The sequence below is a fragment of the Cupriavidus sp. CuC1 genome (assembly GCF_044627735.1).
GTDB lineage: Bacteria > Pseudomonadota > Gammaproteobacteria > Burkholderiales > Burkholderiaceae > Cupriavidus > Cupriavidus ulmosensis.
Window position 1 is genome coordinate 22,516 of sequence record NZ_JBIUHC010000036.1, and the last position, 25,967, is coordinate 48,482.

25 protein-coding genes and 1 pseudogene are annotated in these 25,967 nt (G+C 63.0%); 16 read left to right on the forward strand and 10 right to left on the reverse strand.

The features are described 5' to 3' along the window. Nucleotides 1-129 precede the first annotated feature (129 nt). Both ACGLHR_RS17385 and ACGLHR_RS17390 read left to right on the forward strand, forming a co-directional pair. Complete coding sequence (locus ACGLHR_RS17385) at nt 130-531, forward strand: nuclear transport factor 2 family protein (RefSeq protein ID WP_400095482.1); 402 nt, start codon at nt 130-132, stop codon at nt 529-531. A 43-nt stretch (nt 532-574) separates the two neighbouring features. Further along, the gene (locus tag ACGLHR_RS17390) at nt 575-1,330 is read left to right on the forward strand and encodes an SDR family oxidoreductase (RefSeq protein ID WP_400095484.1); all 756 of its coding nucleotides are present in this window, start codon (nt 575-577) and stop codon (nt 1,328-1,330) included. Nucleotides 1,331-1,485: 155 nt separating this feature from the next. Here ACGLHR_RS17390 and ACGLHR_RS17395 read toward each other — a convergent pair whose 3' ends face one another. After that, nucleotides 1,486-2,091, reverse strand: coding sequence for a J domain-containing protein (locus tag ACGLHR_RS17395; protein ID WP_400095486.1), 606 nt, complete (start codon nt 2,089-2,091; stop codon nt 1,486-1,488). Nucleotides 2,092-2,386: 295 nt separating this feature from the next. Here ACGLHR_RS17395 and ACGLHR_RS17400 point away from each other — a divergent pair, with 295 nt between their 5' ends. Together ACGLHR_RS17400 and ACGLHR_RS17405 are read left to right on the forward strand one after the other, a co-directional pair. Continuing rightward, entirely contained in the window at nt 2,387-2,722 is a 336-nt protein-coding gene (locus ACGLHR_RS17400) for a DUF3175 domain-containing protein (protein WP_400095488.1), read from the forward strand. Between the two features lie 86 nt (nt 2,723-2,808). Beyond that, nucleotides 2,809-3,831, forward strand: a complete 1,023-nt coding sequence (locus ACGLHR_RS17405) for a class I fructose-bisphosphate aldolase (protein WP_400095489.1) — start codon at nt 2,809-2,811, stop codon at nt 3,829-3,831. A 49-nt stretch (nt 3,832-3,880) separates the two neighbouring features. Here the strand turns inward: ACGLHR_RS17405 and ACGLHR_RS17410 are convergent. After that, nucleotides 3,881-3,991 (reverse strand): annotated as a pseudogene (locus ACGLHR_RS17410) (LysR family transcriptional regulator); the annotation flags it as partial. A 267-nt stretch (nt 3,992-4,258) separates the two neighbouring features. On the opposite strand from ACGLHR_RS17410, the gene ACGLHR_RS17415 reads away from it, so the two are divergent. The 3 genes from ACGLHR_RS17415 to ACGLHR_RS17425 all read left to right on the forward strand — a co-directional run bounded on the left by ACGLHR_RS17415 (nt 4,259) and on the right by ACGLHR_RS17425 (nt 7,516). Then, a complete protein-coding gene (locus ACGLHR_RS17415) occupies nt 4,259-4,915 on the forward strand; it encodes an SDR family NAD(P)-dependent oxidoreductase (protein WP_400095490.1) in 657 nt (218 codons plus the stop codon). 249 nt (nt 4,916-5,164) lie between these two features. Continuing rightward, nucleotides 5,165-6,133, forward strand: a complete 969-nt coding sequence (locus ACGLHR_RS17420; protein WP_400095491.1) for an NAD-dependent epimerase/dehydratase family protein — start codon at nt 5,165-5,167, stop codon at nt 6,131-6,133. A 126-nt stretch (nt 6,134-6,259) separates the two neighbouring features. Beyond that, nucleotides 6,260-7,516 carry a serine hydrolase domain-containing protein gene (locus ACGLHR_RS17425; protein WP_400095528.1) on the forward strand — a complete coding sequence of 419 codons (1,257 nt, stop codon included), beginning with the start codon at nt 6,260-6,262 and terminating at the stop codon, nt 7,514-7,516. A gap of 46 nt (nt 7,517-7,562) precedes the next feature. Here ACGLHR_RS17425 and ACGLHR_RS17430 read toward each other — a convergent pair whose 3' ends face one another. After that, a complete protein-coding gene (locus ACGLHR_RS17430; protein WP_400095492.1) occupies nt 7,563-8,639 on the reverse strand; it encodes a mechanosensitive ion channel family protein in 1,077 nt (358 codons plus the stop codon). On the opposite strand from ACGLHR_RS17430, the gene ACGLHR_RS17435 reads away from it, so the two are divergent. Both ACGLHR_RS17435 and ACGLHR_RS17440 read left to right on the forward strand, forming a co-directional pair. After that, nucleotides 8,632-8,802: a hypothetical protein gene (locus tag ACGLHR_RS17435; protein WP_400095493.1), complete on the forward strand. Its 171-nt coding sequence runs from the start codon at nt 8,632-8,634 to the stop codon at nt 8,800-8,802. The two genes, ACGLHR_RS17430 and ACGLHR_RS17435, sit on opposite strands and share 8 nt — an antisense overlap. Before the next feature lie 79 nt (nt 8,803-8,881). Beyond that, nucleotides 8,882-9,742: a class I SAM-dependent methyltransferase gene (locus ACGLHR_RS17440; protein ID WP_400095494.1), complete on the forward strand. Its 861-nt coding sequence runs from the start codon at nt 8,882-8,884 to the stop codon at nt 9,740-9,742. A 74-nt stretch (nt 9,743-9,816) separates the two neighbouring features. Here ACGLHR_RS17440 and ACGLHR_RS17445 read toward each other — a convergent pair whose 3' ends face one another. The 3 genes from ACGLHR_RS17445 to ACGLHR_RS17455 form a co-directional block, all read right to left on the reverse strand. Beyond that, entirely contained in the window at nt 9,817-10,608 is a 792-nt protein-coding gene (locus ACGLHR_RS17445) for an alpha/beta hydrolase (RefSeq protein WP_400095495.1), read from the reverse strand. Nucleotides 10,609-10,648: 40 nt separating this feature from the next. After that, a complete protein-coding gene (fusA, locus tag ACGLHR_RS17450) occupies nt 10,649-12,697 on the reverse strand; it encodes an elongation factor G (RefSeq protein ID WP_400095496.1) in 2,049 nt (682 codons plus the stop codon). A 137-nt stretch (nt 12,698-12,834) separates the two neighbouring features. Continuing rightward, the gene (locus ACGLHR_RS17455; protein WP_400095497.1) at nt 12,835-13,236 is read right to left on the reverse strand and encodes an SgcJ/EcaC family oxidoreductase; all 402 of its coding nucleotides are present in this window, start codon (nt 13,234-13,236) and stop codon (nt 12,835-12,837) included. Nucleotides 13,237-13,510: 274 nt separating this feature from the next. Here ACGLHR_RS17455 and ACGLHR_RS17460 point away from each other — a divergent pair, with 274 nt between their 5' ends. After that, on the forward strand, nt 13,511-14,248 hold the full coding sequence (locus ACGLHR_RS17460) for an SDR family NAD(P)-dependent oxidoreductase (RefSeq protein WP_400095498.1): 738 nt from the start codon (nt 13,511-13,513) through the stop codon (nt 14,246-14,248). An 85-nt stretch (nt 14,249-14,333) separates the two neighbouring features. Here the strand turns inward: ACGLHR_RS17460 and ACGLHR_RS17465 are convergent, their stop codons facing one another. The 4 genes from ACGLHR_RS17465 to ACGLHR_RS17480 all read right to left on the reverse strand — a co-directional run bounded on the left by ACGLHR_RS17465 (nt 14,334) and on the right by ACGLHR_RS17480 (nt 19,055). Next, on the reverse strand, nt 14,334-15,515 hold the full coding sequence (locus tag ACGLHR_RS17465; RefSeq protein ID WP_400095499.1) for a DUF883 domain-containing protein: 1,182 nt from the start codon (nt 15,513-15,515) through the stop codon (nt 14,334-14,336). Between the two features lie 304 nt (nt 15,516-15,819). Then, complete coding sequence (locus ACGLHR_RS17470; RefSeq protein WP_400095501.1) at nt 15,820-16,764, reverse strand: LysR family transcriptional regulator; 945 nt, start codon at nt 16,762-16,764, stop codon at nt 15,820-15,822. A gap of 35 nt (nt 16,765-16,799) precedes the next feature. Beyond that, the gene (locus ACGLHR_RS17475; protein ID WP_400095503.1) at nt 16,800-17,519 is read right to left on the reverse strand and encodes an SDR family oxidoreductase; all 720 of its coding nucleotides are present in this window, start codon (nt 17,517-17,519) and stop codon (nt 16,800-16,802) included. Nucleotides 17,520-17,825: 306 nt separating this feature from the next. Further along, nucleotides 17,826-19,055 carry a YbfB/YjiJ family MFS transporter gene (locus ACGLHR_RS17480; protein ID WP_400095504.1) on the reverse strand — a complete coding sequence of 410 codons (1,230 nt, stop codon included), beginning with the start codon at nt 19,053-19,055 and terminating at the stop codon, nt 17,826-17,828. A 203-nt stretch (nt 19,056-19,258) separates the two neighbouring features. Here ACGLHR_RS17480 and ACGLHR_RS17485 point away from each other — a divergent pair, with 203 nt between their 5' ends. From ACGLHR_RS17485 to ACGLHR_RS17510, 6 genes are all read left to right on the forward strand, one after another. Further along, a complete protein-coding gene (locus ACGLHR_RS17485; RefSeq protein ID WP_400095505.1) occupies nt 19,259-19,804 on the forward strand; it encodes a TetR/AcrR family transcriptional regulator in 546 nt (181 codons plus the stop codon). Nucleotides 19,805-20,395: 591 nt separating this feature from the next. After that, complete coding sequence (locus ACGLHR_RS17490) at nt 20,396-21,151, forward strand: SDR family oxidoreductase (RefSeq protein WP_400095507.1); 756 nt, start codon at nt 20,396-20,398, stop codon at nt 21,149-21,151. Between the two features lie 84 nt (nt 21,152-21,235). Beyond that, entirely contained in the window at nt 21,236-21,598 is a 363-nt protein-coding gene (locus tag ACGLHR_RS17495) for a cupin domain-containing protein (protein ID WP_400095529.1), read from the forward strand. A gap of 124 nt (nt 21,599-21,722) precedes the next feature. After that, nucleotides 21,723-23,183 carry an efflux transporter outer membrane subunit gene (locus ACGLHR_RS17500; protein WP_400095508.1) on the forward strand — a complete coding sequence of 487 codons (1,461 nt, stop codon included), beginning with the start codon at nt 21,723-21,725 and terminating at the stop codon, nt 23,181-23,183. Between the two features lie 16 nt (nt 23,184-23,199). After that, on the forward strand, nt 23,200-24,387 hold the full coding sequence (locus ACGLHR_RS17505) for an efflux RND transporter periplasmic adaptor subunit (protein ID WP_400095509.1): 1,188 nt from the start codon (nt 23,200-23,202) through the stop codon (nt 24,385-24,387). A gap of 29 nt (nt 24,388-24,416) precedes the next feature. Continuing rightward, nucleotides 24,417-25,946 (forward strand): MFS transporter, encoded by a 1,530-nt coding sequence (locus ACGLHR_RS17510; RefSeq protein ID WP_400095511.1) that lies wholly within the window; start codon nt 24,417-24,419, stop codon nt 25,944-25,946. Nucleotides 25,947-25,967: the final 21 nt, after the last annotated feature.

Here is a 25,967-nt window from a genome sequence, read left to right on the forward strand (position 1 = left end):
CGCGTGACAATGTCAGTCACCATTGTGTTAAGTATAACCCACTTGACTCAAACGTCCACGCAGCACGGACACAACAACTACCCGACGCCTGGCCGCGTCGCCGCCCGGCTCTTCAAAGAGGAACGCAACATGACGAAGACAACCCCTGAACAGAACAAGGCGCTTGTGCTGGAAGCGTTCGACACCCTGTTCAACAAGCGCGACTACGTTGCAGCAGAGCGCTTCTGGTCCGATCGCTACATTCAGCACAGCGCACATATCGCGCCGGGACGCGCAGGCCTGTTCGATCTGATCCGCACGCTGCCCGATACCTTGCGCTATGAAAACCAGCTGATCCTGGCCGAGGGTGACTATGTCATCGCGCATGGCCGCTTTTCGGGAATGGGCAGACCCGCCGCGTGGATTGCAGCCGACGTCATCCGTTTCGAAGACGGCAAACTCGCCGAGCACTGGGACGTCCTTCAGGACGAAGCGACCCAGGCGCAATCCGTGAGCGGCCTGCCGATGTTCGGCGACCGGTTCCCGGCCTGAGCACGCAAGCGTCAATCACTGAACCATCAGCAAGGAAACGATCATGAAACTCACCGGAAACACGATCTTCATCACGGGCGGCGGTTCGGGCATTGGCCGCGGGCTAGCCGAGGCGCTCCACAAGCGCGGCAACAAGGTCATCGTCGGCGGCCGCCGGCGCAGCCACCTGGACGAGGTGGTGGCTGCGAACCCTGGCATCGCCGCGGTCGAGCTCGACATCACCGATGCCGCCAGCATCGAACGGGTAGCGGCGCAGTTGATCGCGGACTATCCCGATCTCAACGTGCTGATCAATAACGCCGGTGTCATGCAGCCGGACCAGGCGGGTGGCCAGATCGATGACGCGCTGATGGTGTCCACCATCACGACCAACCTCATGGGGCCGATCCGCATGACGTCCGCGTTGATCGATCACCTCAAGACCAGGAACGATGCTGTCGTCGCCTATACCAGCTCGGTGCTGGCTTTCGTGCCGTTGGCTGTGACTGCCGTGTACTCGTCGACCAAGGCGGCGCTTCATTCGTACATCCTCTCGCAGCGCTTCATGCTGCGGGACACGAAGGTTCGCGTACTCGAGATCGCACCGCCTTGGGTACGCACGGACCTCATGAACAGCCGCGAAGCCGAACAAGCGATGCCGCTTGAAGCGTTCATCGACGAAACGATCGCTGTCCTCGGAACCGATGCAGATGAGATTCTGGTTGAAGGCGCCAAGCTGTTCCGCGGCAACCCCGGTCCCGGTGAACACGACATGGTCAATGGCTTCAATGCACAGATGATGGCGATGCTGGCTGGGTGATTCGCTGCCTGCCGGATACAGAGTGCCGCCGAGTGAGAGGGGATTGACTTGGATGCCCATATCGCCGAGTGCCATAGCCAATGTCTTGGTCTTGGCCTTGGCCAGCCGGGCACTGGCTCGGATTCTTCCGCATCGGCATGTCCGCGCTCCCTCCGCTACGAGCGGATGCCGAACAAGCCGTGCCAGAACGAATCGAAGGCGCCGGGGTGACGCCTGGGCCGCGTCACCTCGTCGGGGTTTGACGCCTCCGCCCCGCCGGGCGTCGGGGCAGCCCCGGTGTCAGGCGCGTCTGCGGCCGGCGCGCTTGCCCGCCGCGACGCCTCCAAGGCCCATGCGCTGTCCGCGATGCGTGCCGCCAGTTCCACGTCGCAGTCCCGGCCGAGCAGCACGCCGAAGATGACGTCGCGGTTGTGGCCGTCATCGGCAAAGCGCATCGCGATGGCGACCATCTTCTCGTAGTGTTCCTGCGCGACGCGCTGGGCCTCGCGTTGGGTCTCGCGCTCCTGTTCTTCCTGCGCCTCGCGCTCGGCCTGGCAGCGCCGCATCTCCCGCTCGAATACTTCGTCGTAGATCTGGCGCTGCACGGCATCGGAAAGAATGGCGTAGGCATCGCGGATTTCCTGGAATACCCCGTGCGCCTCCGCCTCGCGGCCAAGGTTGCGGTCGGGGTGCCACTTCATCGCGGCACGGCGGTAGGCGCGCTTGATCTCGTCCAGGGTGGCATCCGATTGCACGCCGAGGGTCGCGTAGAGGGTGGTCATGGGCCTGGGGTGGCTGCTGGGGGGCTTTTATCCTAGCACGGGGTGACCCGCCAGCACGGTCACCGCCACGTCGACGTGGTGCTGTTATCGACAGCGCACTTATCCCCTTATGCGCGCTTATACGCGCTTATACGCACATCGACGTCATTCGACACGGTTCGGCTCCTGGCGTGGCGGCCTCGCCGATAGGGCATGCCGCTGGCGGTACCGCGTCTTGCAGCCCCCCGGAGCGGCCAAGACGGCGAAAAGTTGCCTAGGCTTGATGGATGCCGATGAAATTGTGGGAGGACCAGAGATGGCCGCCACGAAATCCACTCGCCGGCCGGCAAAGGGCCGCGCCAGTACTAGCGCCGGGACCGTGCGGCGCTGGTCGCAGGATGTGACCGGGCGCAGCAACGCGCTGGACCTCGAACCGCATCTCTTCGCCTCGGACAGCCCCGAGGAGATCGCCGCCTCGCTCAAGAGGTCCGCCCTGAGCAGCCGGCGCCGCAAGGGCATGGCTTTCCAGTCGGCGATGTCGATGCTCAACTTCTACATCAATCGCGCCGGCCGTAACCTGCCCAGGGAGCGCCGCGCCACGCTCGAGCAGGCCAAGGGCAAGCTGCGCGAAGCGTTCGGGCGGCCACCATAAGCACCGGCCACGCGCCCCCGGCTCGCTTGCGCGATTGCGTGTGCGAGCTAATGCTTGTTCCCATGTCATCTTCGCGGAGTAACATCATGGACACACGAAGCGAACTACAAGCCACCGTGGACGCCCTGGTTCAAGCGGGCAAAGGTCTGCTGGCCGCCGACGAAAGCGGCCCGACGATCGCCAAGCGGTTCGAGCGCATCGGGGTGGAATCGAGCGAGGAAAGCCGCCGGGCGTGGCGCAACCTGCTCCTGTCGATACCAGGTCTTGGTGAATTCATCAGCGGCGTGATCCTGTACGAGGAAACGCTGGGCCAGCGCGCCGACGATGGCACGCCGCTGCCAGAACTGGCTGCGCGCCATGGCATGGTGCCCGGCATCAAGGTGGACAAGGGCAAGCTCGCGCTCGCCCATGCTCCCGGCGACGAGATCACCGAAGGCCTCGACGGGCTGGCCAAGCGGCTTGCCGGCTATCGCCAGCAGGGCGCGCGCTTTGCCAAGTGGCGCGCGGTGTACAACGTGTCCGACAAACTGCCTGGCCGGCTTGCCATCCAGGCCAATGCGCAGGCGCTGGCACGCTATGCCGCAATCTGCCAGGAGACGGGCGTGGTGCCTATCGTCGAGCCCGAGGTGCTTATGGATGGCGCGCACTCCATGGCGCGTTGCGCCGAGGTCACCGAGGCCGTGCTGCACGAAGTCTTTCACGCCTTGCACCGGCATGCGGTGGTGCTCGAACACATGCTGCTGAAACCCAGCATGGTGCTCCCCGGCAAGGAGGCCGGGCATGCGGCGCCGGCCGAGGTTGCCATGCAGACCGTGCAGGTGCTCAAGCGCACGGTGCCGGCGGCGGTGCCGGGCATCTTCTTCCTGTCCGGCGGCCAAACGCCCACGGAGGCCACCGCCAATCTCGATGCCATGAACCGGCTCGCCCCGCAGCCCTGGCGGCTGGCCTTCTCCTACGGGCGCGCCTTGCAGGAGCCACCCCTGCTGGCCTGGCATGGCGAAGCCGCTAACGCGGCGCAAGCGCAACGGGCGCTGCTGCAGCGCGCACGGCTGAATGGCATGGCCTGCCTGGGGCAATACGAAGCGGCGCTGGAGACTGCTGCGGGCTGAGCTTTGGGAACATAGCCCAAAGTCGATTGATCGTTGAATGCGGGTTGAGAATACGTGCGCTCGCCGCCGCAGGAGAGTGTCCCAGCTTGCGTCCTGCGGCCGACAGCCCGCCCGGGTTTGCCGTTTCAACAAAAAGCCGGATGTCACCGAGGTTCTCCACGATATTTCCGTTCTTTTTGAAGATGATTCAACCGGTGGGCCAATTATCAAAGCGCGCCGGACCTTGCACAATGTTCCACATCAGCAATCGGCGATCGAATCCCCATGAAGCGCGTGCGAACGTTCCCGACAGGGCACGGGACGCCGTCAGCCTTGCATGAACGCCGCCGACCGCCGTCGCCAGCCAGGCAACGTGACCGGCAATCCAGGCCGGGATCAACGCGTCGGCGAGGCTAATGCAAGTTCATCCTTATGCAAGGGGTAAAGAATGTTTGTTTATCGTGGCTCGACCGCTTTGATTACAGGGGCATCGAAAGGGCTAGGGAAGGTCTTCGCGGAGACACTTGCCGCACGCGGCATGGACCTGGTGCTGGTAGCGCGCTCTGGTGACGCTTTGCGCGCCCTGGCGCAAGACCTTACCGCCAGGTACAGCGTCCAATGCGTCCCACCCAGCGCTGACCTGGCCAATCCCTGCGCCGCCATTCAGATCGGCGAGGAACTCGAGCACCGCGGCATTCAGGTCGAGCGGGGCAAGGGCGGCATCATCAATCTTGCGTCCAACGCAAGCTTTCAGCCGCTCCCTTACATGGGCACCTACGCTGCCACCAAGGCGTTCGTCCTTTTCTTCAGCGAAGCGCTGCAATATGAGCTTGCCGGCACGGGCGTTCATGTGATGGCAGCTTGCCCAGGACCCACGGCAACGAGCTTCTTTGACGGGGTGTCGACCGAGGTGTCGCCCAAGGACATGGACAGCTCGGAATCGGTTGTCGAAAAAACACTCAAGGCCTTCGATCGAAGGAAAGCGGTCGCCTACCCAGGGCGGACAAGCGTGCGAGCGGCCACCTGGTTGTCGCGCTTTGTTCCCCGAACGCTCGCGGTTCGCCTCGCGGCAATGGCCACTGGAAAAATGGGGCTCCAAGGCTGAAAGCACTCGGAGACGCTTGCAGCCGGTCCCTGCACGCGTCTTCGCCTTCGAGACGGGTAACCCAGGGCTTCCGCACCCGCAAATCGGACGCGGCCGTGCATAGGGTCGACACCGGGACGCCGAGCTGCGCGCGAAGCGTGCTCAATTCAACGATTCGCCGGATCCGGACGGCGGCTTCTAACGCTCAGACTCATTGGATATGAACATGAAACATCAGGAAAGAACGCCGGCTCGTCAAGGAGAAACGCAATGAAGATTCTCGTGACCGGAGCGACCGGCTATATCGGTGGTGCCGCCGCCAAGGCGCTCGTCAAACGTGGACACGAGGTCTTCGGCCTCGCGCGATCGGAAGAATCCGCCGGGCGGCTTCGCCTCGCCGGAATCACCCCTGTCGCCGGCGACTTCACCGACAACGCGAGCCTGATCAGAGCGGCCAGCGGAGTCGATACGATCGTCAGTACGGCAAGCATCGGCTCACTGGCGGGCAGCGCCGAAACGTTCGCGCAGGATCGGGACGCGATTCGCGCCATGCTTGGCGCTGTCGAGGGGTCGGGCAAGACCCTGGTCTTCACCAGCGGCTCGGCGGTCCTTGGCATCGTCAATGGCGGCGACGCGACGCGCGACGTATTCGATGAAGATGTGCGCCTGCCGTTGCCGCCCGCGGTCTTCGCGCCTGCATCGGCAAATGTGCCGCCACTGCTGGTGGAAATGCTCGGCGCAGCCATGGGCGCGCGCGTCGAGACGGAGAAGGAAGTGGCGAACGCCTTGGGGATCCGGGGCATCGTGATGCGTCCGGGCCTCGTTTATGGAAACGGCGGCAGCTACGACTTGCCCGCCCTCATCCGCATGGCCCGCGCCCAAGGCGTCGCGCCCCACCTCGGAGCAGGCGGCACGCTGCAGGGATATGTTCATGTGGATGACCTAGCCGAACTGTATTGTCTCGCGGTCGAGGGCGCGCCCGCTGGCGCAGTGCTGCACGGCGTAGCAGGTGAAGTCAGCCAGCGGGAGCTCGCCGCGGCCGTCAGCCGCATGATCGGCGCCGGCGATCGCACAGCGAGTCTCCAGCTCGAGGAGATGTACGCCGCTGGCGGCCCGGTCGGCGTGAGCCTCTCGTTGAACAAGCGCATGTCGTCAGATAAGACACGTCGTCTGCTGGGCTGGTCGCCAACCCGCACGGACATCCTGCGCGATATCGAGTTCGGGTCGTACGCCGCCTGAATGTCGCGCCCGAATGTCGCGCCTGGAGGCCGGCTCAAGAACGCCTCCAGGATCCGCCCGTCGCCTTCAGCGTATCTGCCTCGATGGCATGAGAATATGCTGCCATCGCAATGACATCCTGCCGTGATGACGATCGCTCGCCTGCTCTCCTTCCCGCCGCTTGCCTTGCTTGCCTTGCTCGCCGTCAGCGCTAGCGCGGCCGCCCCCGACGAAGAATCCCTGGGCAGAGCCGAGGGCTATCCACCGGCTCGCAGCCAGAGGCAAGCCTTTGATGAGCGCTATCGCGTCGGCTCGTTCAGCGCGATGGACAGCTTCAATCCGTCCTGCGCGCTCGCGCCGGCAGACGATCCGCTTGCGCTGAAGAAGGCCGCCATCGAGACGCCGTTCACCTACCGTTTTCGTGGCCGCCAGTTGACACTGGACGACTACATGCAGCGACAGCGCGCCACCGGACTTCTGGTCGTGAAGGACGGCGAGATTGTCGCGGAACGCTACAACTACATGCGCACCGCTGACATGCGGATGCTCTCCAACTCGATGGCCAAGACGATTACCGCGCTGGCCATCGTCAAGGCGCAGGAAGAGGGCTTCATCCGTTCCCTTGATGACACCGCCGAGACCTACGCGCCTCAGCTCAAGGACACGCTGTACGGACAGACCCGAATCGTGAATCTGATGCGCATGGCCTCGGGCGCCCGGTACACCGAGGACTACTCGGCGCACGACGATCGGGCCAGGTTCAACGATGCCGTGCGCCGAGCTGGCGTTGCCCAGGCCGCTCGGCTGATCACGGCGCGCAGCGATCCCGAAGGGGTGCGCTTCAACTATGCCGGGGCCCAGACCCAAATCCTGGGGCTGGTGTTGCGTGGTGCCACGAGCCGCACGCTCTGTGACTACGTCGATGAGAAGCTATGGAAGCCGATCGGCGCCCAGGCGCAGGCGACGTGGCTGGTGAACCCGGTCGACCAGGAAGAGCTCGCGCAAGGTGGCTTCAATGCCACGCTGCACGACTACGCTCGCCTGGGCTTGATGATGGCGTCCGATGGACTGGTGAGGGGCACCGCTGTGCTATCACGCGACCACCTGCTCGCGATGACGGATGCAACACGGCAACCCGAAGCATTTCGGCCAGGGCACATGGAGTACCACGGCAGCACCTACTACGGCTACGGCCTGCAAACCTGGATCCTGCCCGGCAGTCACCGCCGGTTTGCCCTCCTGGGCATCCACGGGCAGGCCATCTTCGTCGATCCCGCGTTGAACCTGGTGGTGGTGCATACCGCTGTCGGCAAGGATGCGTCGGGCGACGCGAGCGGCGCCCACCTTGGCGCGGAACGCGACGCGCTGCTGCGTGGCATCGTATCGACCTATGGCAACTGGTAGCAACTGGTAGAAGCATTGACCCAAGCGCTCAAGAGGCTCGTGCGGCTCAGGCGGGCGACGGTGTATCTCGCGGCGGCGCGCCGCCGTCGCCCTCAATGCGCAGTCGCGGCAGGAACTGCGGGAATTCGCGCTGCATGAAGTCGATCAGCCCTTCGCGCACGATGCAGCGCAGATCCCACGCCTGGCCAGACGAGGCCGCGGTGCACAGTACGCGTATCTGCATCGTCCGCTCCGTGGCTTCGGTGACCACCAGATTGACGAAGCGCTGGTCCCACTGTGGCGCTGCGCGCACGATGCGCCCCAGCTCCTTGCGCAGCGGGGCCAGCGGCATGCCGTAGTCGACGTGGAAGAACACGGATCCCGTGATCTGGGCATTGTTGCGGGTCCAGTTCTGGAAGGGCTTCTCGATGAAATACTGCAGCGGGATGATGAGACGGCGCTCGTCCCATATCCGGAGCACCACATACGTGCCGGCAATCTCCTCCACGCGGCCCCACTCACCTTCGATGATCAGTACGTCATCGAGCCGGATAGGCTGCGTCAGCGCAATCTGCAGCCCGGCAATCAGGTTGCTGAACACGGGCTTGGCCGCCAAGCCAGCAATCAGGCCAATCACGCCTGCCGAGGCCAGCAGGCTGGCGCCGACTTGTCTAGCCCCCGGAAAGGTCATGAGCAGCATCGCCGCACCCATCACCACGACCAGGGTCATCGCAGTGCGCGAGAGCACGCGTGTTTGCGTGTGAATGCGCCGTGCACTCATGTTGTCCGCTACGTCCACGGGGTGCCGATCCAGGATGCCCTGGGCGAAGCCGGCGATGATGCGCACCACAAGCCAGGTGGTGGCGGCAATGAGCAACAGGCCGTTGAGATGGCGCACGCTGTCGATCCAGCGTAGCGCGTCTGGCGCGGCCAGCCAGACCGGCTGCAGCGCCAGCAAGGGCAAGACCACCTCAGCCGGGGCACGCGCTTTCCTCACAATCGTATGCAGCACCGGGGCGGGCCGGGTAATGCGCAACAGCAGCATGCCGCCGAGGCGATGCGCCAGCAGTGCGACGACGACGGCGATCAGGGCCGCTGCCCATGTGCCGAACCAGGGGTGGGCGAGGAGGATTGCAATGTTCATCGGTCGATCGTCCTATGTCATCGCGGGTTGCGTGTTGATTGCAGGTAACGACATGAAGATGGGACAGAAGTTTCGCCGTTTTGGGGCAGGCGGCGGCGATCGCATGGAATTCGGCACCGCACGCGCCATGGTCTGCCGGGCAAATGATACGATCAATGGATGAATTGTTGCCGCCGTCGGCCGACATTCGCTGCAGCGACTTGAGCGATGCGCTGTTGCCCGGCCCAACCGGATGGAGAGTCATGAACGACAAGCAAGATGTAGCGCCGGACAGCACGGCAGCGCGAGTCGCCTTGTGGCGCGCCCTGCATGTCGAGGCCGACGCCCCGCCGCATGTGCTGGAAGACAAGATCGGCCTCAAGCTGCTGGCCCCGGACGAGGACTGGCGCCGCCGCGGGGACATGGACCCGCAGTTCACGCGCCCCTTCCGCGCTTCGATCGTGGCGCGCGCTCGCGTCATCGAAGACCTGGTCGCGGAACAGGCCGCCCGCGGGCTAGCTCAGTACGTCATCCTCGGCGCCGGCCTTGACAGCTTCGCGCAGCGCAGGCCGGAGATCGCATCCCGCCTGAGGGTGTTCGAGGTCGACCAGCCGGGTCCTCAGGCATGGAAGCGTCAGCGCCTGATGGAGCTCGGTTTCGGCATCCCGGACTGGCTGCGCTTCGTGCCGGTCGATTTCGAGGCGGGCGAGGGATGGCGGGACGGGCTCGCGGCCGCCGGCTTCGATGACAGCAAGCCGGCAATCGTGGTCTCCACTGGCGTCAGCATGTATCTCACCAAGGCTGCGAACGCGGCCACGCTGCGCCAGGTCGCCGATCTCGCCCCGGGATCGACCCTCGCCATGACGTTCCTGCTGCCGCTGGAGCTGGCGGACCCCGAGGTACGTCCCGGGCTCGAGATGGCGGAGAAGGGCGCGCGAGCAAGCGGGACCCCTTTCCTCAGCTTCTTCACCCCGCCGGAGATCCTGGCGCTGGCCCGCGAAGCTGGCTTCAGGGAAGCACGGCACGTCTCGGCGGCCGATCTTGCCCGGCGCTACTTCGCGGGCAGGACGGATGATCTGCGCCCGCCGAACAATGCGGAGGAGCTGCTGGTGGCGAATACCTAGCGGCCCGCATGCATTCCCGTTGTGGCAACACCCCGGTACGGGCTACCTGCGGTTCGGCACGGGGCGGCGGCAAATCAATCCGAACCCCCGAGCAAGAAACGAAGGGCATCGCGCCACCAGCCATCGTCAACTCGCTCGAACCAATCGTTGTGCTCGGCACCAGGCACTACGCGCAATTGCCGAGGCGCTACCAACTCCTTATGCAATGCCACGCCAAAGCGCGCCGGGACGATGCTGTCGCGCTCGGCAACCACCACGACCACGGGCCGGTCGAACAACGCCAGGTTGGCCGCGCTGTCGTAGCGGTCCCGCAGCAGCCACGACACCGGCAGCCAGGGATAGTGGTAGCCGGCAACATGCTGCAGCGTGTCCCATGGCGTGATCAGCATCAGGCCTGCTGTCTTGTCCCGCTGGCGCGCTCCGGCCGCGGCCGCAACGCCGGCCCCCAGCGATTCGCCGATCAACAGCAGCGGTGCGCCATATTGGCGATAGGCCTGCGCGATGATCTGCTCTGCATCCGCCACAAGGCTGGCTTCGCCCAACGGTCCCGGGCGCGGTCCATAGCCTGGGTACTCGGCGAGAATCACGCGCACGCCCACGGGCGCCAGCGCCGCGGCGTAAGCCTTACGGTTACCGGCATGTCCGGCATTGCCATGGAAAACAATCGCAGTGGCACGCACCGGCCCGGTGGGCTCGGCAACCAACCCCTTGAAGTCTTGCGAAGACGGCCAGGCCCTTAGCTCGCCAGCAACCAGTTCTGGCAACTCTGCCTTGACAGGGAAATACAGAAACTGGTCCTGCAGAGCCGCAAGGGCAGGGGAAGGCAGAAGAGCGCCGAGCCATAGCACAAGTCCAGCGGTCTTCATCGCCATTCGCAGCCCGGCACCCCCGCATCCAGGCATCCCATCAGTCCGCGCTGTCCCCATGCGCCTTGTGCTGCGACGCCATCTGCTGCTGCTGTGCGGGCGGCACGGCTTCGTAGTGACTGAGCTGGATCGTGTAGTTGCCATGACCGCCAGTGATGCTGTTCAGGCGCGACTGATAGTCGTTGAGCTCCGACAGCGGCACCTGTCCTGTCACGAGAACGCTGTTGCCCGCCGCGGTACGCGTGCCACGCACCTGGCCGCGCTTGGCGGAGAGGTCGCTGATGATGTCGCCCATTGCCGCCTCTGGCATCGTCACCTCGATATCCACGATAGGCTCCAGCACGCTCGGCCGCGCCTTGAGCACGGCCTCGATAAAGGCCTTGCGCCCCGCGGCCGCGAATGCCACTTCCTTCGAATCGACCGAATGGCTCTTGCCGTCGTACACGGTGACGCGCACGTCCTGCATCGGAAAGCCCGCCAGCGGGCCACTCTCCAGGACCTGGCGGATGCCCTTTTCCACAGCGGGAATGAACTGGCCCGGAATCGCGCCGCCCTTGACCGCGTCGACAAACTCAAAGCCCGTGCCGCGTGGCAGCGGCTCAACGCGCAGCTGCACCTCGCCGAACTGGCCGGCACCACCCGTCTGCTTCTTGTGGCGATGATGCCCCTCGGCCTTGCCGCCAATGGTCTCGCGATAAGCAATCTTCGGCGGCCGCGTCACCACCTCCAGCTTGTACTGCTCCGTCAGGCGCTCCAGCGCGCAGCGCAGCTGGAGTTCACCCAGGCCAAGCACAACGGTCTCATTGGTGCCGGCCGGATGCTCGATGCGCAGGCAGGGGTCTTCCGCGCTCAGCTTCTGCAGCACCTCAGCCAGGCGCTGCTCGTGGCCGCGGCGCGATGGTTCGATCGCCAGGCCATAGATCGGCGTGGGAAAGTCGAGCGGGGCCAGGTGGATGTGAGCATCCTCGCTGGCATCATGCAGCACGGCATCGAAGGCGATCTCGTCGATCTTCGCCACGGCGCAGATGTCGCCGGGTCCGGCCTGCGGCACTTCAACGCGCTCCTTGCCCTGCAGCATCAGCAGATGCGCGACCTTGAAGGGCTGGCGGGCGTTGCCGATAAAAAGCTGGCTGTCACGCGTGACCGTGCCCTGGTGGATGCGGAACACCGCCATCCTGCCCAGATACGGGTCCATCGTGATCTTGAAGACATGGGCCAGCACATGCTTGTCGGGCACCGGCTCGGCACGAACCGTTTCCTGGCGCTCGCCTGCTTCACGGTAGAACAGCGGTGGATTGCCCTCGGCAGGGTTAGGCAGCAACCGCACGATCACATCGAGCAGTTCCGGAACGCCCGTGCCGCTGGTCGCCGACGTGAAGCAGATCGGCACCAGGTGCCCCTCGCGCAACGCCCGCTCGAACGGCGCGTGCAATTGCTCCGGCGCAATCTGTTCGCCCTGCTCAAGATAAAGCTCCATCAGCTTGGGATCGATCTCCACCACCTGATCGACCAGCGCCTCGTGCGCCGAAGCCACCGACAGGAAATCAGCCTCGCCCGCCGGGTTGAAAAAGCAATCGACAACCTCGCTGCCTCGCCCCGCCGGCAGGTTGATCGGCAAGCACTCCTTGCCGAACGCCTCCTGGAGGTCCGCCACCAGCTTGGGCAGATCCACCTTCTCCTTGTCGATGCCGTTGACCACGATCATCCGGCACAGCTTGCGCGCCTGCGCCCAGGCCATCATGCGCCGAGTTGTCATCTCGATGCCGGCCTGCGCGTTGATGACGATGGCGGCCGTCTCCACCGCCGCCAGGGCGCTTATCGACAGGCCGGCGAAATCCGGATAGCCAGGCGTGTCGAGCAGGTAGATACGGGTGTCGTGATAGTGGAGGTGGGCAGCCGCCGTGGCGAGCGAGTGGCGATATTTGCGCTCCAAGGGATCGAAATCGCACACCGTGGTGCCGCGCTCGACGCTGCCGGGCATGTGCAGCGCGCCTCCCTTGTGCAGCAACGCCTCGACCAGCGAGGTCTTGCCGCACCCCGCGTGCCCCAGCAGGGCGACTGTACGAATGGCATCGGGACTATAAAGCATGGTCGCCCTCGTCCGGCAATGGCAGTTAGACCATTATTGGCGATATAGGGCGGGAACGCCATGCGCGGTAGCAGCGTGGTTTGCCTGGTGCACTGCACAACGACTGTCTTGTCCCTGCGGTTCACCCGGCGACGCCATCATGACGGCGTCGCTGCAGTTTCCGCCGCCAGCAGATTCGCATCCCGCGCAAGCCGCCAACGCCCGTCGGCGTCCTTGCGCAGGATCGTCAACGTATAGCCGGAGCGGCGCACGGCGGGGCTACCGCCAGGCGGCGTGATGGTCATCCGGATATGGTTGCGCAGATAAGCCCAGTCGCCGAGGACCTGGATTTCCTGGATGTCGTAGGCGCCCTCGATCTTGACGTTCTTCATGCCTTCCGACGCCGCCGCGAACGCCTTCTTGCCGAAGGGTGGCTGGCCGGCGACCACGAAGATCACGTCGTCAGTCATCAGGTCCAGGACGGTGGCGATGTCGCCGGCCTTGCTGGCGGCGAACCAGGTGTCGACTACGTCGCGGATGGCACGTTCGTCTTGGGTCATTCCTGATAGTTCCTGTAAGGGTCAAGCCAGGGCAAGTGCGCGCCCTGCGCCCGTCCGGGACGCAGCGAGCGCACTTGCCCATTCTAGCTGGCAGAGCGCGGCAGACCGGCGCACGCGGTACGGCCCCATATCGCTTGTTAGTCCCGCCAGATGGCTACCGGCAGGCAGGCCTCGTTATTACTCTCTATCCGTGGCAACCAATACCGGCACCACTTAACGAAGCCCCTCCGGCCAGCACCACCAAAGCCCGAGGGACTCGATCTGGAGAAGCATCATGGCAAACAAGCTCGAAGGCAAAGTCGCGTTGATCACCGGAGCCAGCGCAGGCATCGGCCTGGCCACCGCCAAGCGGTTCGCATCGGAAGGCGCGCGCGTCTTCATCACGGGGCGCCGTCAGGCCGAACTCGACCAGGCCGTCAGCGAAATCGGGCGCGGCGCAGTCGCGATTCGCGGCGACGTGGCAAATCTGGACGACCTCGACCGCATCTACGCGCAGATCAAGGAAGAAGCAGGGCGCCTGGACGTGCTGTTTGCCAACGCAGGCGTCTATGAATTCGGTACGTTCGGGGAGATCACGGAGCAGCACTTCGACAAGACCTTCGACGTGAACGTACGCGGCACGCTGTTCACGGTGCAAAAGGCGCTACCGCTGCTGGTAGACGGCGGCTCGGTCATCCTGACCGGATCCGTTGCCTCGTTCAAGGGCTACGCCGATTTCTCGGTCTACAACGCCACCAAGGCTGCAATACGCTCGTTTGCCCGCAGCTGGACAAACGATCTGAAGCCGCGCCATATCCGCGTGAACTCGCTCGCCCCGGGCCACACCCAGACTCCCGGCCTGGACACCCTGGTGACGCCGGAGCACAAGGCCGCGATGATTGACGCCACACCGGCGGGCCGCCTGGCCACGGGAGACGACCTCGCCAAGGCTGCGGTATTCCTCGCCTCGGACGACAGTGCCTTTATCTCGGGTATCGAGCTTTACGTGGACGGTGGGGTGGCGCAGATTTGATGGGGCGGTGTCGCGGGCGAGGAGGCGGACATTGCGTCCGCCTGCTCGCCTGCTCGCCCTATGCCGTCCTAACGCCGCCGTGCCGTCAAGCCGGCCGCTTTGCTCCGCACTCGCCGCAGAACAAGTCATCCGCCGCCATGGGCGCATGGCAGCTGCCGCAGGCGGACGCCACCGCTGCGGGCGCCGCAACTTGCGCAACCGCCGGCACCGCAGGCTTGGCCTGCGGCGATGCCTTGGCCTCGCGCATGCGCTCCGCGGCACGGTCCCGCGCCTGCTCGGCTTGCCGCTTTGCCTGCGCCATGCGCTCCTTCAGCATCGCCTCTGAGTCCGAGAAGTCCATGCCGTTGACGGTCTGCAGATAGATCAGGCAAGTGCCGTTGATAAAGGTCAGGAACGGGATCACCAAGGCAATCGTCAGCAGCAAGCCCGCGCCAAAGCCAAATGACTTGGCGTAGGCCATGCCATCCTGCAAGGCAGCCATGTCACCGCGGTTATAGCCGCCGCCAAATCCACCGCCACCGTAGCCGCGACCGAACGGATTGAAGTCAGAGAACATCGCCAACAGCGAGCTCATGGGGCTGGCACCCACCGCGCTAGACAGCGACGCCGACATCACGGCGCCATAACCCAGGATGCCAAACACCACGAACGACAGCACCGCCACCAGCACCAGCAGCAGGAACATGTTCACGATCACCTGCAGCAGCCGGTGACGGCTGATCTGCATCAGCCGCGCCACCGTCTGCACCGCCGTATTGCCCTCCCAGATAGCAGGCGCGGCCAGCGGGTAGCCCACGTACCCCAGGCCCGCGAACGTCGCGCCGATGACCACTGCCACCAGCGGAAACGCAAACGCGTACAACAGCGGCCCCAGGCCCGGGATCTTGCACAGCAGGAAGATCAGCAACGCACCCAGCAGCACCGCCAGGTAGCCCAGCAGCAGCAAGATGCCAACGCCAAGGAACCGGTGCGCGGTGAACACCGCCTGCAGCACCGCATCCACAAAGCCGATGGTGTGCCCCTGCGCCTGCCGCATCAGCGTGATGCCCACGGCGGAATACCCCACCAGCATCACCCCCAGCGTGACCAGGCCAAGCAACAGCCCCAGGAAGAAGCTATGCGTGATCGTATAAGTGGTGAGCATGCCCGCGATCAGCGTCGCCACGCCCGCCATGCCGCACATTGCCAATGCGCGCCAGTTGGTAATCGCCTCAGCCGCTCGAAGCAGCGCATAGGAAGGCGCTGCGGCTTTTTCGTTTGTCGTCATGAACTTGGTTTATCCGTATTGTTATTGTTTCTGCGGTTGCCTGATTGATCAACGCCGTGATCGACTCAGTGGTCCAGCATGGCAACGGCTGCCAGTCACGACTGTAGTTCGGGCTCGCACATCAGTGGCGGCAGGGTAGTAGGCACGTAGATGCCCTGCATGTATCGCCAACCCAGGAGCGCCCGTTTCGCGCTGAAACGCAAGGAAATCGAGAACGTGCTGGCGCTGCCGTGGATCTTGCGGTGAAGTAAAGCGCCGGCGACCGGTCCGGCACCCACGGGATTGGGTGTCTTCTGATGTGGCATCAGCCGGCGTAACCGAGCCGTTCCGCGTCGGTCATGCCATCCATCCGCAGCTCATCGAACGCCGTAAGCAATGCCCGGACCTTGGGCGGCATCAGTTTCCTCGCAGGGGTCATAGCATAGACCTTCACCGGCGACGAGAGCATCGAAGGCAAAAGACGCACCAACTCACCACGACGCATGTAATCGGCGACGAAGCTCGGCGGCAGTCTCACCACCCCCAGCCCTTCGATCGCCGATCGCACACGTATTTCCGCATTGGGTGCCCGGATGCTGGGACGAACCCTGATTCGAGCAACTTCCCTACCATTGTCGAAGACGTCCCACTGCTGGTCTTCCGCGTCCACGATGGCTGGCCAGGAATCCAGGTCTGACGGTTGCCGGGCAAGACCCAGTTTCGTGACAAGCGCCGGTGATGCGTAGAAGGCGCGGTCCATGGCGACGACTCGCTTGCTGATCAGCGAACTGTCCGGCAGTCTTGCATCGGTCTTGATGAAGGCGATGTCATATCTCTTCTCCAGCAGATCGGGCAGATCCCGGATATCGTCGATTTCAACCCGGAGCTCGGGATAATCCTTCAGTACGGATGCCAGCGCCGGCGCCAGATGGAGCCAGCCTGTTTCGTATGGCGCAGCGATTCGCAGCGTACCGGACACCTCGTGTTGACTGGATCTTGCCGCGCTTTCGACCTCGCGAAGCTGGCTAAACAACGGCGCAACACGCGCGTAAAGTACCTCACCAAATTCCGTGACGCGCACCTTTCGCGTTGTGCGATCTAGCAATCGGCTACCAAGTCGCGCCTCCAGTCGCGCCAGCGACGAACTGACCGAAGACTTGGGAATGCCGGCACGATCGCCTGCCGCTGTAAAGCTTCCAGTCTCTACGATCCGGCAAAAGTTCTCCCAGTCACGCCAGTCCGTGACGTCATCAGGTCTTTTGTACAACATGGTTCTCTACCGCAAGATACTACCGATGAATCAAGCTAGACCGCCGCTTTGCCTATTGAAGCGCCGCCATCCACGAACAATGTCTGCCCGGTGATGAACGCGGCAGGCTCAGAAAGCAGGAATTCGATCGCCGCAGCCAGTTCATCTGGCTTGCCCAGGCGACCCATCGGCACCAGGGAAAGAAAGCGCTTCTCGGCGTCACTGCCTTGGGGCGTATTGACGCGGAACATTTCCGTCTCTACGGGGCCCGGCGCGATGGCATTCACCGTGATTCCTGTCGGCGCAAGCTCAAGTGCCCAGGTCCGTGTGAAGCTGACCATGGCGCTCTTGGCCGCGGCATAAACGGAGCGGTTCGCTACACCCAGTACGACCAGGCTCGACAAATTTACGATGCGCCCCCAGCCTCGCTCCCGCATGCCGGGCAAAAGCGCCTGAACGAGCTGGACGGCTGGGCGCAGGTTCGATCGGAAGATGTCGTCCATGACATTCAGGTCGATGCTACCAAGCGGCGCAAGCTCGATGAATCCCACATTGTTGACCACGCCATCGATAGCGTGCTCGGCCTTCAGCTTCGTCAGCGCCTCTTCGGTCGCGACGGCATCGGTCAGGTCGATCGGCACCAGAATGCCGGGAAAATCGCGGTCGGCATTGCGCGCCACCCCAATCACCTTATGCCCGGCAGACGCCAGGCGATGAGACAGGGCACGGCCGATTCCCTTGCTGGCACCGGTAATCAAAAAAGTCTTCTGTGACATGGCATTTCCAGGTTCGGTGCGAGGAGCAATATCCCTGCGCACCCTCTTTGCATCGAAAGGTACAAAACGGTTGTAAATCGATGAGCACAAAACGCAGTTGGCCCATCAAGGCACCACAACGACTGTATGGTCTGGGGTTACGCGTGCCAAAACGCAATCGAATCGGCCGCCTGAGTATCACGAGTGTTGTGGAATTCTCGACAGAAGTTTGCACAGCAATCTCCTGAAACGCAGCTACAGGCGGCATGCCTCATACGCGGCAAGCTTGATGACTTGGTGTGGTTCGGCGAACCGTCGAACTACGCGTCAGGGATAGTCACCGTGCTGGGTTGGTACAGCACGTCCGAAGAGGTCGGCGAGGATAGCCAGGACCAACAGCGCGGCGCCCGTCAGAAACAGCACCCGATGATTTCCGCCCGTCGCGCCATACAAGGCCGAGAATCCGTAGGCGCCAATGGCAAGCGCGACGGCTGAAATGATGCTCGCGCGCGTCCACGCGATGTTTTGGCGTGGACCATTGTGTGGCACAAGCTCATGCACGCACGCCAGCGCAAGCGGAACCATTCCCGGCGCAAACGTGCCGATCGCCAGCGTGAGGATCCCGAGGACGTAGATATTGTCGGTGATGTAGAACGCCGCCAATACGGGCATCATGGCCGCGCAAACGGCTCTCGCGACTGCCCGAGGACGCAGGCGATCCGCCATGTAGCCATAGAGCGGGGGTCCCACGATCGCCCCCAAGCCGTATATCGCCCAGAACAGTGCGCCCTGGTCCGCGCTGCGGCCGAGCCCGCGTGTGACGAAGTCGACCAGGAATACCATCGGTGGGACGGCCGACGCCGCCATCAGCGCATATTGACCATACAGCAGGCGGACAGCGCGGCTGAATCGGACCATGTCGTGTGTCGACGTCGGGGCATGAACTCCTTTGGCCGCAAGCTTGCCTGAAAGCCACGCGAACCAGCTTGCCGCCGTGAGAAGTGCGGACACTGCGGCGAGGCCGATCCAGGTCTGCGCCAGTCCCAGCTTGAGCAGCAGCGGAATCAGCGTTCCCGAGCCGGCAATGCCCAGTCCGAGCCCCAGGAATATGGCCCCTCCCGCAGCGCCTTTACGTGCTTGGGGCACATGCGGGAGGATCGTGCCGGCCAGCAGCACCATGACCACGCCGCCCGCCACACCTGAGATGAAGCGCCAACTGAAGTACCAGAGAAAGGACAGCGGATACGCACAGGCAACGAAAGCCAGCGAGATCAGCACCATCATCAATCGCAAGACACGCTCGTTGGTAAGCCAGTTGGCAATGCGTCTGCCGATCAGCGCGCCCAACACGTAGCCCGCGAGATTTGCCGCCCCGAGGTAGACAACCGTCGTTGCCGGAAACCAGTGCGACTGGATCAATTCCGGGATAAGCGGCGTAAAGGCGAAGCGCGCCAGTCCAATGCTCACTAGGCTTGCGCACAAGCCGGCAAATATATAGCGCCATACAAGCCGTCGATCAATTTCTGCCGACGTCAGGCCGGCTGCATGAGTGGACATGTCTGATTCCTTGATTGCGACTGACCAACGGCACACGTCCCCGCAGGATCGCGCACCCCTATCTTTGACACTAGTGTCATGAATAGGCGCAATCTAGGCTAGTTTGACAGTGGCGTCAATGTTGGTGTCTAATTCCCGCTACGGACGACTACGGTGCGGGAAGACAAAAAATGGTTGGAGTTCGCCAGTTCAATGAGGATGACGTGCTGGACAAAGCCTTGACGCTGTTCTGGAGCAAGGGTTACGCGAATACGACCATGCAGCAGCTTGCGGAGGCGACAGGCGTGCAGCGTGGGTCGCTCTATAACGCGTATGGCGACAAAGAGACCCTGTTCCTGCGGGCCTTCAGCCTTTACCGTGAAAAGTATGTCGGCCAGATGCGCCTTGCGCTGGGCGAGCCGCGGCTACGGGAGTCGTTGCGGAAGTTCTTCGGCTTCGTCATTACGTCGATGACGAGCGGGACGCCGACGCGTGGTTGCCTCAGTACGAAAACCGCGGTGGGTTCGGAAGATCTGGACGATGCGATTCAGATCGTACTCAAGGACCTGCTGGACGATATCGAAGCCGCGATTTTCGAACGGTTCTCACGCGCTGATGTGGAGGGGCAACTCGCGCTGCCGGCACGCCAGGCCGCTCGGTTGATCGTCACGATGACACGGGGCCTGGTCGTCATCGAGCGTATCTATCACGATGAGAAACGTATGCGCGCAACGGCGGATTCGCTGCTGACATTGTTGCTGCGGGACTGAAAGCCCACTGGCGCGCCGGCCCATGTAGTGGACAAGTTGTCCTACCCAAATGCGTGCCACTATGCATCGCAAAGCTTCATGGGCACGTAAAGGGCTAAGGTAGGGGGCGGCGTGGGTCTTCGGCGTCGATTCTCATGCTGCTGGAACCCCGTTACTCAACTTGAAAGCACTGCACATAAAGAGGTCCGGGATAGCCAGGGGCTCCGACGATACTTTCAGGCGCGTGTTCTGCTGGTTCTGTGTGCCACCCCGCAGTGGCGGTCGGTGTTTCGACGTCGTCGATTTGTCGCAGTGCAACAACCATGGTCTGCCGTTACCTGCATTTGGCTCGGCGCGGTAGAGCCTACAACGCGTTGCAAGGTTGCGCGTTGACAGGGGCGCAGGGCCCGCTCGCACCTGGTCTTGGCCCAGGTGAAATTTGAAAACTTGTGTCTGTCGGTTGACGCACCGGCAAGCGAGACTGTTCCCGCAATCGCCTCCCGCACGGCCCCGCTTGTTGGCCATTCTTGCGATTTGCTTCATTTGTAGTATTGTGCAGCGACGTGAGGCCCTATTCAGGCAACTCCCGTGGTTGGCAGTGGAGGATGAACCATGAAGATCGTCGTTATCGGCGGCACCGGTCTCATTGGCTCGAAGACCGTCGTCATTCTTCGGCAGGGCGGCCACGATGTCATTGCCGCCTCGCCCAAAAGCGGTGTCAACAGCATTACTGGCGAAGGGCTCCAGGAAGCCATGGCCGGGGCGCAAGTGGTCATCGACCTCGCCAACTCACCGTCATTCGAAGACAAGGCAGTGCTGGAGTTCTTCGAGACCTCCGGCCGCAACCTTCTCGCGGCGGAAGCTGCAGCCGGTGTCGGGCACCATGTGGTGCTATCCATTGTCGGCACCGACCGAGCGCCGGAAAACGGATACTTCCGCGCCAAGGTCGCCCAGGAGAAGCTGGTCAAGGCCTCCGGCATTCCCTATACCGTCATTCGCTCGACCCAGTTCCTGGAATTTCTTGGCGGCATTGCCGATGCCAGTACGGATGGAAATACAGTGAGGGTTGCGCCGGGCCTGTTCCAGCCAATCGCGTCCGACGACGTCGCCGCCATGGTTGCCGATGTGGCGATCGCGGCGCCACAAAACGGCATTGTCGAAATCGCTGGCCCGGAGCGCGCGCCATTCAACGAAATCGTCGCCCGCTATCTGAAGGCAGTGGGCGACCCGCGCGAGGTCGTGCGTGATCCCGAAGCCCGATACTTCGGCGGTCGCGTCGAGGAGCATTCCCTGGTGCCGTTGGGTGAGACGCGCCTCGGCCGCATCGGTATGGACGAATGGATCCGCCGCTCACGGACAGGACGCTGATCCCACATACATCCGAGAACAGGAAAGCTCCATGAAACGCACCTTTGTACGCTGCTTGTCGCCGCCCTGCCGTTCGGCAGTGTCCTGGCGGAGGCACCGAAGTCAAAGAACGCCAAGGTGAACGTTGCCTACCAGCACGAACTGCCGAATGTTCCCGGCAAGAGCATCAAGGGCGTGCTCGTCGAATATGGACCGGGAGGCTACTCGCCAGGCCACACGCATGCCAAATCCGCCTTCATCTACGCGACCGTGCTTGAAGGGGAGATCCGTAGTCAGGTCAACGATGGACCGGTGGCGACCTGCAAGGCCGGACAAAGCTTTACCGAGATGCCGGGTGATCGCCATAAGATCAGCGCCGATGCCAGCGAAACGAAACCGGCCAAGCTTCTCGCGGTGTTCGTGGTGGACACGAGTGATATGGAGCTGACGACCGCGTTCTGGAACTGAGGCTCGTTGGCCTTCCTCCGGAGAGATTGCCTCGCGAGGAAATGCGGGGCGCCAGTGCACGTGTCGAAGCTACAGCCTCAATACTGCGAGCGAGAACGTGCCGGATCATGGTTGGAATTGCATCATGAACATGGGCCGCATTCGGCTGGTCCCCATGACGCTCGCCATCATGCTGCTTGCAGCATGCGCGAGCTTCAGCGGCTTGCGCACGCATGCCACGGCCAGCGATCCGCAGGATCTGGAAGCGGCACAGAGTCTTTCATCGGTTTCGTTTTCAACCGCGGCCTGGCCCAGTGAGCAGTGGTGGATCGCCATGGGCGACGATCAGCTGAATCGGGTCATTGGTGATGCACTGCAGGGGCAGCCAGACTTGCGCGTTGCCGAGGCGCGAGTCAGGGCTGCCCAGGCCGTGTCCGGCATTGCCGGGGCCGCGCTCTACCCGCAGGTAAACGCCATCGCCACCAGCGTACGCCGGCGCTTCAGCGAGGCGGGCACCGTGCCGCCACCGATCGCCGGCACCTGGCAAACCATCAATGACGCGGCACTGGGCGTCACTTACGAACTCGACTTCTGGGGCAAGAACCGAGCGGCCATGCGGGCGGCGCTCGATCGTGCCCGTGCCACGGAGGTAGATCTGCAGGCCACACAGCTTGTGTTGACCACAACGTTGACAAGGACCTATCTCCGCCTGGATGCAGCCTACGACCTGCGTGACCTGGCCGAAAGCACACTGAAGCAACGCGAACAGACGCTGGCATTGACGCGTCAAAGGGTGGCTGCCCAGATCGACTCCAGGCTGGAGCTGACCCAGGCCGAAGCCGCATTGCCCATCGCGCGGGAGCGTATTGCGTCGCTCAACGAATCCATCGCCCTGCTCAACAATCAGTTGGCAGCGCTGCAAGGAAAGGGACCGGACGCCGGCCTGGCCGTGCAACGGCCGCATCTGGCCAAGGTTGGGATCGTGCAATTGCCGAGTGATCTTCCCGTCGAATTGATCGGTCGCCGCCCTGATATCGTCGCAGGACGATGGCGGGTTGAAGCGGCGCGCCTGGACATCAAGGTTGCCAGGGCACAGTTCTATCCCAACATCAGCCTGAATGCCTTCATTGGATTGGAGCGGCTCGGCTTCGAAGATTTTCTCTCGGCCGGCAGCCGGGTGATAGGTATCGGCCCGGCCCTGTCGTTACCCATCTTCGACGGGGGCCGCCGGCGCGGCAATCTCGCATTGAATCAGGCCGCCTATGACGAAGCGGTCGAAACGTATAACGCAACCTTGATCAGTGCCCTCCACGATGTGGTCGATCAACTGATATCACTGCATTGGCTCGATGCCCAGGAGAAGGAGCAGAACGAGGCCTTGCAACTCACCCAGCAAGCGTATGACCTGGCCATCAGCCGGTATCGCCAGGGTGTTGCCAGCTATCTGCAGGTATTGATCGCTGAAGGCCAGGTCCTGCTGCAGAAGCGCCTGGTCATCGAATCGCAGGCGCGCGAACGCGAGGTGCGCCTGAACCTGATTCGCGCACTGGGTGGAGGGTATGCACCCGCATCCTCCCCCGATCCACGCCTCGCGGACGAATCATGACGCCTGGGGATCTAACATGAATGCCAGCGCAGGCAACGCCGAACCTGGAAACAATCCGCCAGGCGATTCGGGCGGCGGCTGGGCCAGTGGTACGCCGCGCTGGCGAATCGCGGGCCTGATCCTACTCGTGCTGGTAGCCCTGGGCACTGCTGTCTGGTGGTTCGTCGCCGGCCGATACCGGGAGTCCACCGAAGACGCCTATGTCGATGGCAACGTCGTATCGGTGACCGCCCAGGTCAGCGGCGTCATCACTGCCATCCGCGCAGACACCACCGACCACGTCACCGCAGGCAACGCACTGGTCATGCTTGACGACACCGACGCAAAGCTGGTGCTTGCACGAGCCGAAGCCCAGCTGGCCCGGACGGTACGCCAGGTTCGTACCCAATACGCGGCCGTCGAGCAGGCTCGTGCAAACCAGCGGCTGCGGGAAATCGAACTGGCCAGGGTCAAGGCCGATCTGGCTCACCGGAAGGAACTCGTGGGCAGCGGTGCCATCCCCGGCGAAGAGGCGCGACACGCGGAGGACGCCGTACGCTCAGCTGGCGCCTCCCTGGATGCCGCGCGCCATCAACTGGCAGCGAGCACCGCACAGGTTGAACACACGACGATCGCCACGCATCCCGATGTGCTGGCTGCGGCCTCTCAGGTCCGCGAGGCCTATGTGGCGGCTTACCGCACTAGGGTGCCAGCGCCCGTGACAGGTATGGTCACCAAGCGTAACGCACAGGTGGGCCAGAAAATCAACGCGGGGATCTCGTTGATGTCGGTGGTGCCATTGGACCACCTGTGGGTCAACGCCAACTTCAAGGAGTCCCAGTTACGGCATATCCGGATTGGGCAGTCCGTTCGTCTCTATGCCGATGCGTACGGCGAAGACGTGGTCTATGAGGGCATGGTCATTGGGCAGGACGCCGGTACCGGCAGCGCGTTCTCCCTGTTGCCGGCACAAAACGCGACGGGAAATTGGATAAAGATCGTACAACGGGTGCCGGTCCGCATAGCGCTCGATCCCCAACAGATTGCAAAGCATCCCCTGCAACTGGGGTTGTCGATGAAAGTGGTGGTGGACACTCGGCAGCGCGACGGCACGCGGCTGGTGGTTCCGGGATCTCAAACCCACGGTTATCAGACCGACGTATTCGCCGGCGAATTGGCGCGCGCAGACGACGTCGTGCAGAAGATCATCCAGGCGAATCAATAGCGCCTTCGCGAATCAGGAGAGGCTTCGACATGTCTCAAAGCAGCCCGGGACGCCTGTTCTACGCCACGATTTTCCTGCTGGTCTCCGTCGATTTCCTGCAGTCGGGGATGACCGCCTTTGCCGCCGTTCCGCTCATGGGCGAATTGGGTATGACCCCGGAGGACTTCAGTTTTGCCTCAGCGACCTACGCGAGCGTGGCGATTCTCTCGATCTCCATGGCGCGCTGGTGCGTGGAGCGCCTTGGGCCGCGTCGATTTGTCCAGTACGCCACTGCCATTTGCGCAACCGGTGCCGTGCTGTGCGCCACCAGCGATGACTTCTCTTCATTCTTGGCAGGACGGGCTGTGATGGCACTCGGCGGTGGCGCACTTTTCACGTGCGCCCGCATGATGATTCATCATGTGCTCGCTGGGCCCGAGCGATTCGTCGGCATCAAGTACCTTGCCGGTGGTGTGGCGGTGAACATTTCGGCGGCACCCTGGCTGGCTTCGCTCGCGGTATCGCATGAAAGCTGGAGTGCCATTTACTGGCTTCTTGCCGCATTGGCCGGATCGCTCGTACTTATGGCATCAGTGGTCCTGCACGATCGGCCGCTGGTCGCACCGGAGCATCGTTCGAAGCCGAATCTGTGGCCACAGATCATCCTGATAGGCGGAAGCTTCCTGCTGCTCTATGCACTGCAGCGCTTTTATTACGACTTCTATGGAGACGTACTGCTGATTGGGATGATGATGGTCCTGGCAGTCGTCGGTTTGATGTTCTATGGGCGCACCCAGCATGCCGGAGATAACCCCATACTGCGGGTGCGCGACATGCTGAGCGTTCGCTACGTGTCGGGCGTGGCGCTGTTCCTGTTTGGCTACGTGATGCTTGGCGCGAACAACTACATGATTCCGACGCTGCTGCAGCGAACCTTGGGTTTTGCGTGGGCGACCGTGGGTGATTTCGAGGCGCTGGGTTTTGCGGGGGGGATCCTGACCTGGGGCGTCATGATGCGGATCTTGCCACGTCACCCGTCTCCACGAAAGTATCTCGTCATCGGTTTCCTTGCGCTTGCCGTGTACGGTGCATGGCTCTCCAGGATCGATGGTCATGCCAACATGTGGCGTGACATCCTGCCGGCGCTTGCCATCTATAGCATATTTCCACTGGTCGTCATGCCCGTGGCTGCTATGAATACCTTCAGGGAACTCGAATATGACGAGTCGGTTTTCGCAAATGCCCAACAGATGAAGAACATGCTGGCGCAAATTGGCGTCGCCCTGGGCATCACGCTGGCGACACTAGGGCAGCAATGGCGGACGACGGCGCACTATGCCGTTCTCAATGAACGGGTGGCGTCGGGCGAGCCCATTTTTGTGGAGACATTCCAGAAGCTCCAGGACGCATTGATCCAGGCAACTGGTGCCGCGCAGGCGGCGCAGATGGCGACGGCGCAGGTCGCCCAGATGCTGGCCCGGGAATCCGCCTTGCTGGCGCATATCGACTATTTCGGACTGGTCGCAGTGCTCGGGCTTGCGGGTGTGGTGGTGACGTTGGTCCAGCGGGTGTTCCGATAAGGCCTGCGACCTGCCACACCG